General features: G+C 60.1%; 14 protein-coding genes and 2 pseudogenes. 5 read left to right on the top strand and 11 right to left on the bottom strand.

The window, feature by feature from the left end; all coding sequences use genetic code 11:
* Positions 1-2: 2 nt before the first annotated feature.
* The 4 genes and pseudogenes from BSG20_RS25775 to BSG20_RS25760 all read right to left on the bottom strand — a co-directional run bounded on the left by BSG20_RS25775 (position 3) and on the right by BSG20_RS25760 (position 4447).
* The gene (locus tag BSG20_RS25775) at positions 3-377 is read right to left on the bottom strand and encodes a response regulator transcription factor (RefSeq protein WP_072379863.1); all 375 of its coding nucleotides are present in this window, start codon (positions 375-377) and stop codon (positions 3-5) included.
* Positions 374-2989, bottom strand: coding sequence for a PAS domain-containing sensor histidine kinase (locus BSG20_RS25770; protein ID WP_478013402.1), 2616 nt, complete (start codon positions 2987-2989; stop codon positions 374-376). Before BSG20_RS25770 ends, BSG20_RS25775 begins: the two co-directional genes overlap by 4 nt.
* A gap of 181 nt (positions 2990-3170) precedes the next feature.
* Positions 3171-3527: pseudogene (locus BSG20_RS25765) on the bottom strand (response regulator); the annotation flags it as partial.
* A gap of 251 nt (positions 3528-3778) precedes the next feature.
* Positions 3779-4447, bottom strand: coding sequence for a VOC family protein (locus BSG20_RS25760; protein WP_072379859.1), 669 nt, complete (start codon positions 4445-4447; stop codon positions 3779-3781).
* A gap of 249 nt (positions 4448-4696) precedes the next feature.
* Here BSG20_RS25760 and BSG20_RS25755 point away from each other — a divergent pair, with 249 nt between their 5' ends.
* The 4 genes and pseudogenes from BSG20_RS25755 (at position 4697) to BSG20_RS25740 (ending at position 7905) form a co-directional block, all read left to right on the top strand.
* On the top strand, positions 4697-5539 hold the full coding sequence (locus tag BSG20_RS25755; RefSeq protein WP_072379857.1) for an SDR family NAD(P)-dependent oxidoreductase: 843 nt from the start codon (positions 4697-4699) through the stop codon (positions 5537-5539).
* Positions 5540-5784: 245 nt separating this feature from the next.
* A complete protein-coding gene (locus BSG20_RS25750) occupies positions 5785-6192 on the top strand; it encodes a tautomerase family protein (RefSeq protein WP_072379855.1) in 408 nt (135 codons plus the stop codon).
* 44 nt (positions 6193-6236) lie between these two features.
* On the top strand, positions 6237-7265 hold the full coding sequence (locus tag BSG20_RS25745) for a D-cysteine desulfhydrase family protein (protein WP_072379853.1): 1029 nt from the start codon (positions 6237-6239) through the stop codon (positions 7263-7265).
* A 47-nt stretch (positions 7266-7312) separates the two neighbouring features.
* Positions 7313-7905, top strand: a pseudogene (locus BSG20_RS25740) (NADPH-dependent FMN reductase).
* Positions 7906-7977: 72 nt separating this feature from the next.
* Here BSG20_RS25740 and BSG20_RS25735 read toward each other — a convergent pair.
* The 6 genes from BSG20_RS25735 to BSG20_RS25710 all read right to left on the bottom strand — a co-directional run bounded on the left by BSG20_RS25735 (position 7978) and on the right by BSG20_RS25710 (position 13283).
* Positions 7978-9507: an aldehyde dehydrogenase (NADP(+)) gene (locus tag BSG20_RS25735; protein WP_072379851.1), complete on the bottom strand. Its 1530-nt coding sequence runs from the start codon at positions 9505-9507 to the stop codon at positions 7978-7980.
* A 216-nt stretch (positions 9508-9723) separates the two neighbouring features.
* Positions 9724-10359 carry a cysteine hydrolase family protein gene (locus tag BSG20_RS25730; protein WP_072379849.1) on the bottom strand — a complete coding sequence of 212 codons (636 nt, stop codon included), beginning with the start codon at positions 10357-10359 and terminating at the stop codon, positions 9724-9726.
* 19 nt (positions 10360-10378) lie between these two features.
* Complete coding sequence (locus BSG20_RS25725; RefSeq protein ID WP_072379847.1) at positions 10379-10930, bottom strand: hypothetical protein; 552 nt, start codon at positions 10928-10930, stop codon at positions 10379-10381.
* 138 nt (positions 10931-11068) lie between these two features.
* Positions 11069-12058, bottom strand: coding sequence for an enoyl-CoA hydratase/isomerase family protein (locus BSG20_RS25720; protein WP_072379846.1), 990 nt, complete (start codon positions 12056-12058; stop codon positions 11069-11071).
* Positions 12059-12093: 35 nt separating this feature from the next.
* Positions 12094-12564, bottom strand: a complete 471-nt coding sequence (locus tag BSG20_RS25715) for a RidA family protein (RefSeq protein WP_072379844.1) — start codon at positions 12562-12564, stop codon at positions 12094-12096.
* Positions 12558-13283, bottom strand: coding sequence for an SDR family NAD(P)-dependent oxidoreductase (locus tag BSG20_RS25710; protein WP_072379842.1), 726 nt, complete (start codon positions 13281-13283; stop codon positions 12558-12560). The genes BSG20_RS25715 and BSG20_RS25710 overlap by 7 nt, the downstream gene beginning before the upstream one ends.
* Positions 13284-13553: 270 nt before the next feature.
* On the opposite strand from BSG20_RS25710, the gene BSG20_RS25705 reads away from it, so the two are divergent.
* Complete coding sequence (locus tag BSG20_RS25705) at positions 13554-14633, top strand: NAD(P)H-dependent flavin oxidoreductase (protein WP_072379840.1); 1080 nt, start codon at positions 13554-13556, stop codon at positions 14631-14633.
* Positions 14634-14909: 276 nt separating this feature from the next.
* Here the strand turns inward: BSG20_RS25705 and BSG20_RS25700 are convergent, their stop codons facing one another.
* Positions 14910-15590 carry a response regulator transcription factor gene (locus BSG20_RS25700; protein ID WP_072379838.1) on the bottom strand — a complete coding sequence of 227 codons (681 nt, stop codon included), beginning with the start codon at positions 15588-15590 and terminating at the stop codon, positions 14910-14912.
* Positions 15591-15783: the final 193 nt, after the last annotated feature.

Here is a 15783-nt window from a genome sequence, read left to right as displayed (position 1 = left end):
CGTCAGATCACGAGCGAGGCGAGGCGAAGCGCATTCTGCAGCTCGTCGTCACTGAACGGCTTGAACAGGCACTCCACCGCCCCGTCCCGTATCACACGCTCGCGCACCATCTCGTCAGCGAACGCTGTCACAAAAATGATCGGAATTTGTAGGTTTCTGTCTCGTAGTTCCCTTTGCAGTTCCGGTCCCGTCATGCCCGGCATCGCCACGTCTAGGATGATGCCGTCGCTGGCCTCCAGTGCCTGCGATCCGAGAAACGCCTCCGCAGAAGGAAACGCTTCGACGGATAGGCCGAACGACCGGAGCAGGTCTGGGAGAGCTTCTCGAACAGACTCGTCGTCATCGATCACCGATACGAGCTTCGATCGCTTCCTCATCGAACTGTCCCGAAGGGCGACTGTGACCTGTCTTTATCTTTAAGGTCGCAAGACTCTCTGGCGACCTCATATATCGGAATGGCAAACGCAACTGTTGCGCCAGGGCCATTGTTTGCTTTTGCCCACAGCCGTCCATTGTGGTTTTCGACTATGGAACGACTGACCGATAGCCCGATGCCCATGCCATCCGGTTTCGTGGTATAGAAAGCGTCGAAGATCCGTCCCATCTCCTGCGAGCCGAATCCGACACCGTCGTCACTCACGGAGACCTGCACCTCACCTGCCGGGTCTGCTTGGGTATTGATTGTGATTTTCTTCGGTCTATCGTTGATCCCGGCCAGAGCCTCTATGGCGTTTCGCAGCAGGTTCATGATCACTTGCTGGAGTTGGACGCGGGCGCCAGCGACGGGTGGCAGGCTATGGCCGAATTCTGTCTCGACCGACACACGCGCCCGCTGGAGGTCGCTCAGTGCCAAAGCGATCACTTCGCTTGCGATGTCGTTCATGTCGATCGGCTCGATGATCGGAGGTTTTCTGCTGAACAGCGCCCGCAGCCTGACGATCACCTCCGCGGCCCGGTTGGCATCGCGGATCATACGGCGAGCCGTATCTTTCGCGACTTCCATGTTGGGCGGTTCCGCGGCCAGGACCCGAAGACACGTGCTCGCATTGGTGACGATCCCGGCAAGAGGTTGATTGACCTCATGGGCGATCGACGCCGTCAGCACGCCAAGACTTGTCACCCGCGTAACATAGGCGAGCTCGGACCGAACCTGGTTGAGTGTCTCTTCTGCCCGCCGGCTTTCAGTCACGTCCTGCACTGCGCCAGTCAGTTCCTGCTCGCCATCCTTGTTTCGCTCGCTGTGAGCCAGCACGCGAACGTTCTTCATCGACTTGTCGGGCATAACCAGCGTAATGTCGTAGTCGAAGTCACCATTTCCTTCGCGCGCGCGTTCGAGGACGCGCTGCACCCTTGCGAAACTGTCGTGATCTAGGCGCGACAGAATAGTGCGCAGCGTCACCCTTGTGGAAGAATCGACGTCGAAGATGCGATAGGTTTCCGCCGACCACGTGACCTCGTCGGTGCCAAGCTTGAGCGAGAAGCTTCCTGTCTTGCTGAGCCGCTGGGCGTCGCCAAGAAACGCTTCGCTTCTGCGGAGATTTTCCTCTGTCCGTTTTCGATCGTCTATATCCGTCAGCAGGCCATACCAACGCACGATCTGACCGTCCGTGTTTCGCAATGGCAACCCGCGAAGCTGAAACCAGCGCCATGTTCCATCATGCCTGAGGAAGCGCGTCTCATAGTCATAGGGTTCTCCGGTCGCGATGGCTCCCATGAAACTGTCGATGCAGATCTGCAGATCGTCGGGGTGAGTGATCCCATTCGTTGCCCAGTTGTCGAGCTCCTCGATAGGGCGCTGGAAATAGTCGATTATCTGCTGGTTGCCGCCAATCAGTTTCGCGTCCGGCGAAAAGATCGCAATCATTCCCGCTATGCCGTCGATGACCAATCGCGATTCGCGCTCACGTTCCGCCAGCGCTTCTTCTGCCTGCTTCCGATCGTCGATGTCCATGTGAAGGGCGTACCACCGGATGATCTTGCCATCCTCCGACTTCAAGGGATGTCCGGTGACCTGGAACCAGCGATATGTTCCGTCGGCGCGCCGCAGACGCACCTCTCTATCATACGGAGATCCGGATGCGACGGCATCCGACACGGCTGCGATCATTCGGGGCATGTCGTCCGGATGCACAACATCCGTGTTGCCCCAATCGCGCAGCTCCTCGAGCGCGCGTCCGTAGTACCGCAACAGCGGTCCGTTGATCGCCTCGACCTTTCCATCCGGAGCCAGGACGGCGATCCCGGCCGGGATGCTTTCCAATACGAGTTGCGCTTCGCGCTCGCGCGCGGCAAGCGCCAATTCAGCCTTTTTGCGATCATCAATATCAACGAGAAGATGAAACCAACGTAGAATATTTCCTTCACGGTCCTTGAAGGGCAAGCCTAGGACATTGTGCCAGCGATAGACGCCGTCCGAACGGAGATGACGGCTTTCGACATTGTAGAAGATCGCGGTCCTGTGCGCCTCGAGCTGATCGGCGATGGTTTGCTGCAAGTCTTCGGGATGGACGACTTCAATCGCCTTCCAGTTCTTCAGTTCCTCCAGCGTCATGCCGAAGTATTCGAGAGCAGGATTGTTCAATGCTTCAACGTCTCCAGTCGGTGTGGTGACCGCGACTGGAACAGGAATGCTATCCACGATGCGCTGAAAGTCCGTTTCGTGCTCGGTACGACTATCCGTGCTTGCAAGCTCACGTTCGGCGGCAAGACCATACCATTTCTGGACCTTGCCGTCTGTGAGCATGGGCTTGCACCGGATCCTCAGAAGGCTGCGCTCGCCGTCAGCCCGCAAGGTTGGAATCTCCATCTCGAATGGTTGATCCACTGATAGCATTGACCGAAACCGTTCAGTAATCATTGACGCCTCCGCAGGCGCCCCTTGCACCGGCCATTCCCATGTATTCGTCTCGGACATCGAGACGCCGGAAAAGTTGGCCAAGTCCTTGTTCACGAAATCGATCCGACCATCCGGGAGGGCACTGAAGACCATCCCGGGGAGCGTGTCGAGAACCCGACCGAGTTCCGTCTGCATGCCTGTCCTTTCAAGGGCTGACCTGCCCTTTTCCTGCACTGTATGGCTTCCGCAAGCTGCCGTATATTAACCTATGGTGTCGGACGTGCCTGAGCTGTGCCGGAACCCGCAGTTGCGCTGGCGACCCTCGGGCGAACACTCTATCGAGCGTTTCCTGCAAGGCGATATCGCTGAATGGCTTGAACAGACATGCAACCGCCCCATTCTCCATCAGCGGAATGCGATCATTCTCGTCCTTGTGGGCCGTGATGAAGACGACCGGAATTCGCTCGCCGCGCCGGATCAACTCCTCCTCGAGTTCGGGACAGGACATGCCGGGCATGGCGACATCCAGTATCGGGCAGTCCGTCATTGATAGCCACTCAGAATCCAGGAACTCAGCGGCAGAGGAGAAGGCGCGGATGTCAAATCCGAATATCCGGATCAGGTCCGGAAGCGACTCTCTGACGGACTCGTCGTCATCGACGACTGATACCAGCGCGCGCTTGGCCGTCATATGGAGCCGCCTTTGTCGCGCTGGGGCTATCTTGCGTTGTCCGTGCCCTGAGTTGGAACATCCGAGATGCTTGTCGTAATCGATGACCGTCTGACGTCGCTCGATGCGTTTGCGAGACGACGTCGTCATCGCATAGTGCATTACCCTACGCTATCGATCTATTGTGCAATAGTGTCGGTATCGGCAGAAAATGAGCCATCGTGCGGTGGCACCCGTCCCGGGTTGGGCTCATTCCGCGCCCCTCGGCACCATCAAGTCGGGAGGTGACCGCCCGACTGCTCGCTCACCATATATTCGGCGTACCAGTCCGGCCATGCATCGTCGTGTTTCCCACCCATACGTTTCTCATGTTCGCCATGGGCTTCGGCGGCACGACGAAGCGCGTTCGCAAGATCGGCGGCTGAGCTGAAGGCGGCACCCGTGGCTTCTATGCGGCCGGGAAGTCTCGCGGTCACTTCCTGTAAGAGCCATTCGTTTCCGTCAGGATCGCTGAAGGAGGCAAACGAGCCATAGCTGGCGCGAGACGGGTGCGGGCCTGGGAGGCGCCCTTCGGTGCCCTTGTGGTGGAACACGCCACCCGCGTCATGGAAGACCCCGCTCATTTCAGCGCCGCGCGCGGCGAGTGCCGCATGGGCCATCTCGATGTCTGAGACGATGAGATGGAGCCCCTGGGCTGATCCCGGGGCGGCCGCAGTGACGTTTCTTCCGAAGATGACTGAGCAAGGCGACCCGGGAGGCGTCACCTGGACGACCCTGAAGCCGTCTGCGCCTGAAACGTCGGCGTCGAGTCTCCAGCCAAGGCCCCTGTAGAAGGATTTTGCGCGATCGACGTCGGATACCGGTACGACGACCACCTCAAGTTTCATCTCAATGTCGGTCACGGCGGTGGCAGACTGGGTGTTGCGCTCCTGCATGGTCATTCGCCTTCTTCCTCAAAGTCACAATGCGGACACTCCGCAGACGGCGTGACGATGCCCTCACGCACCGGTCGCGTCCATTGTCCGATGGTGTCGGTTCTTTTCTAGGATCGGCCGGAAAAACCCTTCCAAGGTATCGCCGATACCTTTGTTCAATGGCTTCTGGGCGAGCTACGAACGATCCCTATGACGATAAACGCCAACAGTCAGGATGGGCAGCACGCCCACGGACGCTCAGCACGGAGACGCTAGATGACGCAATCCTCCATCGGAACAGCTCTGATCACAGGTGCATCTTCAGGTATCGGTGCGATCTATGCCGATAGGCTCGCCGGACGAGGCTATGATCTCGTACTCGTGGCGCGCAGCCAAGACGGCCTTACGCATGTGGCCGGAGACATCACTCGCGGGACTGGGCGGCGCGTGACGACCCTACGAGCCGATCTCGGTGCCAGGGAAGACCTTCTCAAGATCGAGGGGGTTCTTCGCAGCGACCCATCGATCACCATGCTCGTCAACAACGCCGGCGTCGGCGCCGTCCAGCCGCTGCTCGTATCGGACATCGAGGACATGGAGCGCATGATCCGCATCAACGTTACGGCGCTGACCCGCCTGGTGTATGCGGCCGCTCCTTCCTTCGTGGCGCGGGAGAGGGGTACCATCATCAACGTCGCCTCGGCGCTTGCTCTCGCCCCCGAAATTCTCAACGGCGTCTACGGCGCCACGAAAGCATTCGTTCTCGCGCTGACGTTCTCACTGCACAAGGAACTCGCCGAAAAGAACATTCGCGTTCAGGCCGTCCTTCCCGGGGCCGTGGAGACTCCCTTCTGGGAGGCTTCGGGCGGATCGCTCCAGCATCTGCCATACAGTATCGTTATGAAGGCCGACGACGCTGTGGACGCCGCTCTCGCGGGCCTGGATATGGGGGAACTGGTGACGCTTCCATCCGTTCCGGACGCCGATGACTGGGACGCATACGAGGCGGCGAGGCAGAAGCTGATGCCGAACCTGTCGCGGAACGTTCCGGCGCCGCGATATCGCACTGCGGCGATTTCCCAAGATACCACGCCCGGAGTGTCCCATACCGGAGTCTAAGTTGCGGATAGCCCTCAAATCGTGGGTGTTAGTGGGACGGCAAGCGCTCGTCCTCGCCACGATGATAGGAGTGCTGGCATCATGCTCAAATGTGTCGCGGACGACGTCTGCATTCGCTCCTTCCGAAGGTGGCGGGGGTCGCAATCTGGGTGATCTCAGCTCTCGGACTTCCGGTACGAGCTGCATGGCAGCGGGATGCGGATCCGCCTCGTGAAGAAGCACCGCACCGATGAAGGAGATGACCAATGCCACTGGTAAGGATCCACGTCTTCAAAGGGCGCAGCGTCGACGAACTTCAAACGCTGCTCGACGTCGCCCACGATGTCGTTGTCGAGGCGTTCGGCATTCCGCGCCGAGATCGGTATCAGATATTGGAGGAGCACGAGAAATCGCATCTTCAAGTCCTTGATACCGGCCTCGGGATGGATAGGTCCGAAAGATTCGTTCTCGTCGAAATCATCAGTCGCGTCCGGTCACGCACGATGAAGCTGGTCCTATACGAAACGCTTGCCCGGTCGTTTCGCATCGAATGCGGCATCGATCCATCCGATGTCATGGTCTCGATTGTAGAGAATTCAGACGAGGACTGGTCGTTCGGTATGGGACGGGCTCAGTTCGTGACCGGAGAGCTGACTGCAAGCAGAACCGACTGAGTCAGTCAGTCGTGCCGCACACCAACCGTCGTGGAGATAAGGCGATGCCTAAGACACCGCTCCTAAGCCGCTTTCCGCACACTCGCCTGATTGAGGGTCCGACGCCCATTCAGCGCCTGGACCGCCTCGAGAGTGTTCTGGGCGCGCGGGCAAAAGGTATATCGATATGGGCGAAGCGGGACGACCTGATGGGTTTGGGCGGCGGCGGCAACAAGCTGCGCAAGCTCGAGTTCCTGATAGGGCAGGCCGCGGCCGAGGGGTGCGACACCGTGGTGGCGATAGGAGGAGTCCAATCGAACTTCGCCCGGCTCGCCGCCGCGGCGTGTGCCAGATCCGGTCTGGCATGCGAACTGGTTCTCGCACAGATGGTTCCTCGAGACATGGCGATCTATCAGGAGAATGGGAATGTTCTGCTGGATCGATTGTTCGGAGCACGCTTGCACGTGCTGAAGCGGGGAGACGACGCCGGTTGGTTCGCCTCGCGCCGGGCGTCCGAGCTCGCCGCGTCCGGGCGCAAGGCTTTTGTGGCCACCCTTGGTGGTTCAACACCGGTTGGGTGCCTAGGCTATGTGGACTGCGCCTTCGAGATCGCAATGCAGTCTGCCGAACTGGAAATGGAATTCGACCAGATAGTCATTCCGAACGGCAGCGGTGGAATGCATGCGGGGCTTGCGGCGGGAATGCTGGTCGCAGACCGCGAGCCCTCCCGAATACTGGCTCACACCGTCCTATCACCCGTTGATGCCTGCATTGCCGCTACCGTCGACAAGGTCAATTCGGTTCTGCAGCTTATGTCCAGGAAGGAGCAGGTGGGGCCGGGCGATCTCAGGATCAGCGGCACGCAGCTCGGAGGTGGCTATGGCATTCCGACACAGGAGATGGCCGAGGCTGTCAGGCTGCTCGGCAGCACGGAAGGCCTTCTTGTCGACCCCGTCTATGGAGGCAAGGCATTCGCCGGCATGCTTTCCGATTTCGACAGCGGCACCATCGCGTCGGGATCAAACGTCCTCTTCCTAATGACCGGAGGTTCGCCAGGGCTCTACGCGTACGCCGATGACCTGAACGACGACTAACCCTCGAACGAGGGCCATAGACAGAAACCAACAGGAGTGAGGATCGCATGGCTTCCAAACCAAAAATCGCCGTCACGATCGGCTCGACCCGTCGACCCGTTTCGGAGACAAACCAGCGCAATGGATGCTGAAGCAGGCGCAGGCCCGCGACGACATGGATGTGGAGGTGGTCGACCTGCGTGACCATCCGCTGCCGTTCTTTCATGAGGTGGCATCCAATGCATGGGCGCCTAGCCGGGATCCGGAAGCGGTCCGCTGGCAGAAGACCGTCGGGCAGTATGACGGCTACATCTTCGTCGTCGCGGAATACAATCGCTCGATCACCGGGGCGCTGAAGAACGCGCTCGATCAGGCCTACACGGAGTGGAACCGCAAGCCGTTCACCGCGATCGCATATGGCAGCACTGGCGGCTCGCACGCGCTCGAGCACATCAGGGGTATCGGCGTGGAACTGCAGATGGTCTCCACGCACGCTGCCGTTCACATTGGCGGAAGCGATTTCTTTGCAGTGTTCCCGATGGGCGGCAACAAGCCGATCGAGGAGATCGAGGCAAACCTTCTGCCGTCGGCAAAGATCGCTCTCGACGAACTCGTATGGTGGGCGAAGGCGACAATGGCAGCCAAGGCAGCCGAACTCTGATCTTCGGAGATGAAGTTGGTCGGGGAGGCAGTTCACGCCTGCCCGACGTCCTCGTCGACCGCCCGAGTGCGCTTATGACCGTCTAAGTGGCTCCGGAAGCAGCTCCGCCGGGAAGTCCTGGTAGGAAACGGGCCGCAGGAAGCGATAAATCGCCAGTGTCCCGACTGAGGTCGATCTACCGTCTGACGTGGCCGGATACGGTCCCCCATGGACCATCGCCGGGGATACCTCGACCCCGGTTCCGAAGCCGTTGACGAGAAGTCGGCCCGCGAGAAGCTCCAACTGCGGGATGATCGTCGAGGCGGCCGCGATGTCCTCGGCATCCACGTGCAGGGCGATCGTCAACTGACCCTCCAAGGATTCGATGACTTCACGTAGCTCCGTTTCGTGCTTACAGCGAACAATCAGTCCCGAGGCGCCGAAGACTTCTTCCTGAAGCGCGGGATCGCAGAGGAATGCTGCGGCAGTCGTTTCGAAGAGCGCGGCCGCGGCCTGATAGGAAGTTCCGTTCTTCCCCGCAGCGACCTGCGAGACCGACGATGACGACGACAGCCTTGCCACACCCTTGCGGTAGGCCTCGCAGATGCCGCCCGTCAGCATGGTCTGGGCCTGCGCTTCCGAAATCGCTGCACTGGCACTTTCGATGAACGCATCGAGTCCAGGACCGTCGACGGCGATGATCAGGCCTGGATTGGTGCAGAACTGGCCCGCGCCCAGGGTTAGAGCGGTTGCGAACGATGTTCCGATCTTGGATCCGCGATTGCGAAGCGCGCTCGGATAAAGAATGACGGGATTGATGCTGCTCATCTCGGCGTAGACAGGTATCGGTTGCTTCCGCTCCGACGCGATCTTCATCAGCGCGGTACCGCCGCGGCGCGAACCGGTGAATCCGACGGCACGGATCCGGGGATCGGCGACGAGGGTCTGTCCCACCTCGAATCCTGCATCGAACAAAAGGGCAAACGTCCCCGGTGGAAGACCGCATGCCGCGACGGCATCCACGACTGCTTTGCCAACGAGCGCGGACGTTCCGGGGTGGGCAGAGTGTGCTTTGACGACAACCGGGCAGCCGGCGGCGAGGGCCGAGGCTGTGTCGCCGCCAGCAACAGAGAATGCTAGAGGAAAGTTCGATGCTCCGAATACGGCGACCGGACCGAGAGCAATGTTTCTCAGTCGAAGGTCCGGTTTAGCAACAGGCTTGCGGTCAGCGTCGGCCGGATCGAAGCGAAGCTTCTGAAACTTGCCGTCGCGCACCTCTTTCGCGAACAGGCGCAACTGTCCGACAGTTCTGGCGCGCTCGGCTTCGATTCGTGTGCGCGGCAGGCCAGTTTCGTCCATCGCTCGCAGGATGAGATCGTCGCCGAGTGCGATGATGCCTTCAGCGATGGCTTCCAGGAAGTGCGCCCGATCTTCGAGCGTCGTCTCCTTGTAGACCGGGAACGCGGCCCACGCCAAAGCCGTCGCCATCTCCACCTGCTCCTTCGTCGCGCCCGCGAAAGTCGGGTCCATTGCACTGCCGTTGGCAGGGTTTATCGCGGAGAAGGTCGCAGCCGCGCCACGCACGTTTGCGCCGCCGATGAGAAGGTCGCCGGAGAATGTCATGTGGATCCTTTCGAATTGGGAGCCATGACCGCCTCTCTGTACCATATGGGAGGATCGACATAGGTCGGCGGCATTTGGCTGTCGAACTCACATAGGTGCCGGCGAAGGGCATGCCAACCCTTGAGGGTTAAAAAGTATTACTTTTCGATTTTGATGGGAGATTCGGCGTGCGTCCGTGAACGCCCGCCAGATTCTGGTGGCCGCCGAGATGCAAGCTTACGCCGCTTGTGTAGGGGCGATCGCTTCGATGGCTTCCCTTGTGTCGACGATAGCGCTGGCATAGCTGGGAAGGTTGACCTCCAGAGCGGCATGCATCATCTCCTGCGAGTAATCGGCTACCGCGTCCTTGACGACGGTCACGTCGTATCCGAGTTCGGCGGCGTAGCGCACGGTCGCCTCGATGCAGGTATGCGCGACGAGCCCGATCACGATGAGCCTCTGGATTCCATGCCGCTTCAACTCGAGATCGAGATCGGTGTTGGCGAAGCCGCTGGAGCACCAGTGTTCGGAGGCGATGACTTCGCCCGGCTGTGGCACGAACTCGGCGCGGAATTCTCCGCCCCAGGTGCCGAACTCGAAGCTTTTGCGATGCCATGCCGCGCGCTGGATAGGAGCGATAAACTTCCAATTTTCGTAATCGCCGGCGCGATACCGATGATGCATAGCATAGAAGACGCGAAGCTTCGCCTCGCGCGCCGCGTTCAGCACTTGGAGCATGTGCGGTACGCAGTTGTTCGCCTCGGCCACTTCCTTGATCCTTGGCCAGATCTTGCCGCCTTCGGAAATGAAGTCGTTGTACGGATCGACCACCAGCAGACCTGTATTATTCCGGTCGAAAGACAGTTGTGTCATGGGGTATTCCTTCCGATGATCAGGCCGCTTTCGTGGAGGCGGCGTTCTTCAGCGCCGCCCGCTGGATGCTTGCTGCAAACAGGGGAGTTTCGCCCTTGTTGTGTGCGATTGACATCGGTTGCCGCTGCGTCCGGAAGATCTCGAAGGGGATGCCCTGGTGGTCGAGGAAGGCCATCATCTCGTCCGTTGCATAGGACCTGACGCGGTTGGTGAATTCGCATCGACCCGCGTCCAGTTTCTTGACGCTGAGCTCCCAGGTGACGTGGATCGTTACGCGGCCATTTGGCGTGAACACGTCGGAATCGGAATCAAGAATGAGATGATCCTTCTCGCCGAGGGTTTCGAGGTAATGCTGGACCATCAGGCTTCCGCCGATCGTCTCGACATTGATCGACATGCGCGTGCCGTCGGGCGCCGTCGTGAAGCCCGCAGCGATGTGCGCCGGAGAGCAGCCCTGGTATTCCTTCTCAGGCAGGGTAAAGCACCACTTCGGAATATCCACCTGTTCGATCGGTGCGTTGATGATTGCCGAAAAACTGGAATCAACGATCTGGTTTTCGATGCTGTGCATGTGACTTCTCCATCGCTGGTTGGGTTGTCGGTGCGGAAGATCTCCGCGGCTAGGAACCGCGCGATTTCTCTGAGTGGACGACTGGCAGGATGTGCGCCCGCGCGACCTGCCGTTCCGACGCGCGGGCGCGGCTTTGGCCTACTTGTCGGCCAAAGTCTGGGTGTAATGCCCGAGGCGCGCTTCGATGTCGGGGTTCGTCTGCAGCCCCATTTCCATCAGGCGGCCGATGTTCTTCTGCGCCACCGGGCGCTGGACGGACTGGATGAAGGCGTCCCAGCCCGCTCCGATTTCCGGATCGCTCGGGAGGCTGGCGAAATCGACGAGCCGTTTCGTATCGGCAATCGCCTGGCGGTCGAAACCAGAAATTCTGGCGGCGAGCGCATCTACGAACGGGTCGAGCTTGTCGTCGTCGAACGAACGGTTGACGTAGCCGTATTCCTCGGCAAGCTCGCCGTTGATGTCATCGGAGCCGAGAAGCACTTCGAGCGCACGGCCGCGGCCCATCAGACGCGGGAGGCGCGCCATCGGGCCACCACCCGGAACGAAACCCGCTCCGACCTCCCATTGGGAAAGGATTGCATTCTCCTTGCTGGCAAACCGCATGTCGCTGGCGAGCGCCAATTCGCTGCCGACGCCCGTGGCTCGCCCGCGGATGAGGGCGATGGAGACGACAGGCGCCTTGCTGATGCGAACGAGCATGTCCGGCAGGGGGTGGAGCCCGGTCTTCCCATAGGGAAGGCTCGTGGATTCGGAGAGCGCGGGGGTAAAGTTATAGTGGGTGAGGAAGAAGCCCGGCACCGCGCTGTCGAAGACGACTACCCTCAGGTTCGGATCCGTTTCGATCTCCTCGACGACCTTCTCCATCTGCGGAATGGTCTCCGGCCCGAATATGTTGAAGGGTGGATTGTCGAAGGTGACGCGCCAATATGCGGGTGTGCGCTTCTCGATCCGGATCTGCGGCTTCTCGCTCGTCGGCTGTGACTTGGCGTCGGCGGGACGATCAGTTTTCTCTGCGACCATTGTCTGCCCGGAAAGAGCGAGCGCGGGAAGCATGAGCACTGCGGCGGCGGTCAGGAATTTCGACGACGCGATGACCGCACCTGTCGAGAGGGTTGATCTGACTTTCATGAATACCTCCATTCGGGTTGTGGCGAACGACGTGGCTAGGATTCGATCTCGAGCACGAGTTCGATTTCGACCGGCATTCCCAACGGAATGCTGGAGACGCCAAGGACGATGCGGGGCGGAACCAACGACGCGCCAAAGACATCTCGCAGAAGCTCGGATGCTCCGTCGGCAACCTTCGGGTGCTCCTGGAAATCGCCGGGCGACGCGATGTAGACGCCGAGCTTGGCGATACGGCTGATCTTGTTCAGCGATCCCAGGTGCGCCTTCGCCGCGGCGAGCCCGCTGAGGCAAGCGGCACGGGCAGCGTCGTAGCCTTGGGGAATCGAAAGACCTTGGCCGACCCGCCCATGGTAGATCGCTTCGTGTCCAATCACCGGGAGCATGCCGCTCAGGAAGAGAAGCGGACCGACCTGGACCGCCTCTACATAGGCGCCGAAAGGTGTCGGCGGGGGAGGGAGCTCGATACCAAGATCCCTCAATCGTGCGTCTGCGCCAGGGACTACCATTTTCCCAAATGTGCGCCGTTGTCGACGTGCAGCACCTCCCCGGTGATGTTGGTGGATTCCGTCAGATAGATCACGCCGTTGACGATCTCCTGAACGGCGGTGATCGTGCCCATTGGCGAGAGAGATTTCAGGAAGTCCTTCGGATCCTTTTCATGCATCGGCGTGTCGACGATGCCCGGAGCGACGGCGTTCACCCGGATGTTGTCCTTGGCGAACTCCATCGCGAGGCTCTTCGTGACGGCATTCAGGCCGCCCTTGGTGATCATGGCGAACGACGCGGTCACGCCAGCGATCGGGTGGTCGGTCAGCGAAGTCGTTATCGTGACGACGCTTCCGCCCGATCCCTGGCGAAGCATCTGCCGGATTGCGTGTTTGGTGAAATGGATGAATCCCTCCACATTCGTCGCGGTAAGCTGCCGGAGGTCATCGATCGTATATTCGAGGAACGGCTTGGTGAAGAAAATGCCCGCGTTGTTCACCAGCGCGTCGATCGATCCGAAGCGTTCGATTGCGCGTTGCGCCACGCGTTCGGCGGTTGCCGGATCGCCGACGTCGCCATCGACGAGTTCCAGGCGTTCCATTGCATCGGGCACTAATACTTCCGTGACGCGGCGTGAAGTACCGACGACGTTGTAGCCTCGTTCGAGGAATGATCTCACCAGTCCGGCGCCGATCCCCTGCGACGCGCCAGTGATCAGGATTGTTTTACGCGTGCTCATTATACACCTCCATATTAGGACACGCAGGATCCTTCGCCCGCCGAGGCGCGGCAGGTTCGCTAGGACTTAAAGTCATGTCTCTGCTGTTGCGGGTAGGAACGATCGTCGCCAACCGCCGTAACGACACCATCTCGCGGATTTCGGCGTCTCACTATTGTACGAAGGTGTCCCCGATACCTTTGGATCGGGTGCCAGATCATCAGGTGCAATAGACTGGCCTCATCCACTGATCTATCAGGATCCGACCTCACGAATGGGACGGTGTCCGATATGACGAGCTGGCCAGACCGACGCATTCTCGATCTTTTCGGCATCGAGCTTCCGATCATCCAGGCGCCCATGGCGGGTGCCACGACCATCGAGATGGTGGTCGCCGCAGCGCAGGCTGGCGGACTAGGCTCGCTGCCGAGCGCTCAATTGAGCGTCGATCAACTGAAAGCTGCGATCCTCAGCATACGCGCCTCGATCAAGTCGCCGCTGAACGTGAACTTCTTCGCGCATCAAACGCCTCCGGTGGATGCGGTCGCTCAGATGCGATGGAGGGCGTTGCTGGCGCCATATTATGTCGAATTCGATCTCGATCCAGCCGCTCCTGTTTCCGGCGCGGGTCGTGCGCCGTTCGATGAGGCCTTCTGCGAGGTTGTCGAAGAGTACAGGCCGGAAGTGGTGAGCTTCCATTTCGGATTGCCCACCAAGACGCTCGTAGACCGCGTGAAGGCGGCCGGGGCGAAGGTCGTGTCTTCGGCAACGACTGTGTCCGAAGCCGTGTGGCTGGAGGCGAATGGGGCCGACGCCGTCATCGCGATGGGTTCGGAGGCCGGAGGGCATCGTGGCAACTTCCTCACGCAGGACATGGCCACCCAGGTCGGGACGATGGCGCTCGTTCCGCAAGTTGTCGATGCTGTAGCGATTCCGGTGATAGCAGCGGGAGGTATCGCGGATGGGCGGGGCGTTGCAGCGGCGTTGATGCTCGGGGCTTCCGCGGTTCAGGTCGGCACTGCCTACCTGTTCTGCCCGGAGGCGAAGATCCCGGCGGTACACGCGCAAGCGCTCGCAGAGGCAGGTGACGACAGCACCGCGGTCACGAACGTGTTCACTGGTCGCCCAGCCCGAGGGATCGTCAACCGTCTCATGCAGGAACTCGGTCCAATCTCACAGGCGGTGCCGGCGTTCCCCTCGGCCGGAGCCGCACTGTCTGCCGTGCGCGCCCAAGCGGAAAAGGCGTCCCGGAACGACTTCACGAACCTATGGGCGGGCCAGTCGGCGAGACTTGCGCCCAGGATGGGTGCCTTCGACCTCACCCGGAACCTCTACGAAGCAGCGTTGATGGTGATCGAGCGCCGAGCCTGATCGCTCTCGAACACCTCAACGTCGACGGAATTGAGCATGGTCGACGGAATTGAGCATGAGGCGCCATCCGAACCCTTGTGCCGTCGTCGTTCCGGGATCGGTATCCCTCGCCATCGCCATGTGCGTCGGTCGGTTCGCACTCACACCGATCCTGTCCATGACGCAGCTCCAAGGGACGCTCGACCTCTCTCTGTCGCGATGATAGTCCTCTATCGATCCGAAAGAGTCGAAGTGCGAGGAAAGTCCGCTGCCGCGATAATCGGTCTGCTGGACGCTTCAGTCTGTCTCGACACTTTCTCCGAGGCGGAGCTTTGCAGCCATGTTCACCAGTTCCGGAAGGGTGCGCGCGTCCATTTTACGCATCACTTGGCCGCGATGCGCCTTCACGGTGATCTCGCTTATATCGAGGTCGAAGGCGACCTGCTTGTTCAAGAGACCCTTGACCACGCGTATCATCACCTCGCGTTCCCGCTTGGTCAGCGTTTCGTACGAGCGCTGCAGCCGTCGAAGCTCCTCGTCATTGCGCAGCATTTCTTCGCTCCGCGCCAGTGCCGATCGGATTGCCTCCAGAAGCGCCATCGTGTCGATGGGTTTCGTAAGGAAATCGAGCGCGCCCCCCTTGAGCGCCTTTACGGTCATCGGGACATCGCCAAAGCCGGAGACGAAAATGATGGGCATGCGATTGCCACCCATGTTGATCATGGTCTGCAAATCGAGGCCGTTCAGGCCTGGCATATTTACGTCGAGGACGAGGCAGCACGGAGCCGAGGAGAGAGGCGTTGCAAGGTAGGACTGGGCGGATTCAAAGAGTAGGGGCCGCCAGCCCGCGGACACTATCAGGAGTTCGAGGGATTCCCTGACTGATATGTCGTCGTCGATAACCACGACTGTTGGTCGCTCGATATCCCCGCCGTCGGGAAGCGCTGCATTCGTCATTGCCGAGATCATCCGATACATGTGCTTCGTCCCCAGAGAAGACAGCAGGCTCGTCGTCCAATCGAAGTAAATGCATCACAACTTTCAACTTGCGGCGCGGCAGCGCAATACGCTTGCTCCGACCGCTTGGCGAGGATGCGCCGTTTTGGCCAGAAGTCCATTGTACGATGGTATCGCCAACGTCTCATCGGGGACTTTGCGGCGGTTGTTTGCG

Source organism: Rhizobium tibeticum, from assembly GCF_900110205.1.
GTDB classification, from domain to species: Bacteria; Pseudomonadota; Alphaproteobacteria; order Rhizobiales; family Rhizobiaceae; genus Rhizobium; species Rhizobium tibeticum.
Note: the sequence above shows the minus strand (reverse complement) of the source record. Positions and strands in the feature narration are given on the sequence as shown.

Excerpts from the sequence above, each read along its gene's own strand:
- BSG20_RS25775 (WP_072379863.1), bottom strand. The coding sequence starts at position 377 with ATGAGGAAGCGATCGAAGCTCGTATCGGTGATCGATGACGACGAGTCT.
- BSG20_RS25770 (WP_478013402.1), bottom strand. The coding sequence starts at position 2,989 with ATGGTCTTCAGTGCCCTCCCGGATGGTCGGATCGATTTCGTGAACAAG.
- BSG20_RS25760 (WP_072379859.1), bottom strand. The coding sequence starts at position 4,447 with ATGACCATGCAGGAGCGCAACACCCAGTCTGCCACCGCCGTGACCGAC.
- BSG20_RS25755 (WP_072379857.1), top strand. The coding sequence starts at position 4,697 with ATGACGCAATCCTCCATCGGAACAGCTCTGATCACAGGTGCATCTTCA.
- BSG20_RS25750 (WP_072379855.1), top strand. The coding sequence starts at position 5,785 with ATGCCACTGGTAAGGATCCACGTCTTCAAAGGGCGCAGCGTCGACGAA.
- BSG20_RS25745 (WP_072379853.1), top strand. The coding sequence starts at position 6,237 with ATGCCTAAGACACCGCTCCTAAGCCGCTTTCCGCACACTCGCCTGATT.
- BSG20_RS25735 (WP_072379851.1), bottom strand. The coding sequence starts at position 9,507 with ATGACATTCTCCGGCGACCTTCTCATCGGCGGCGCAAACGTGCGTGGC.
- BSG20_RS25730 (WP_072379849.1), bottom strand. The coding sequence starts at position 10,359 with ATGACACAACTGTCTTTCGACCGGAATAATACAGGTCTGCTGGTGGTC.
- BSG20_RS25725 (WP_072379847.1), bottom strand. The coding sequence starts at position 10,930 with ATGCACAGCATCGAAAACCAGATCGTTGATTCCAGTTTTTCGGCAATC.
- BSG20_RS25720 (WP_072379846.1), bottom strand. The coding sequence starts at position 12,058 with ATGAAAGTCAGATCAACCCTCTCGACAGGTGCGGTCATCGCGTCGTCG.
- BSG20_RS25715 (WP_072379844.1), bottom strand. The coding sequence starts at position 12,564 with ATGGTAGTCCCTGGCGCAGACGCACGATTGAGGGATCTTGGTATCGAG.
- BSG20_RS25710 (WP_072379842.1), bottom strand. The coding sequence starts at position 13,283 with ATGAGCACGCGTAAAACAATCCTGATCACTGGCGCGTCGCAGGGGATC.
- BSG20_RS25705 (WP_072379840.1), top strand. The coding sequence starts at position 13,554 with ATGACGAGCTGGCCAGACCGACGCATTCTCGATCTTTTCGGCATCGAG.
- BSG20_RS25700 (WP_072379838.1), bottom strand. The coding sequence starts at position 15,590 with ATGTATCGGATGATCTCGGCAATGACGAATGCAGCGCTTCCCGACGGC.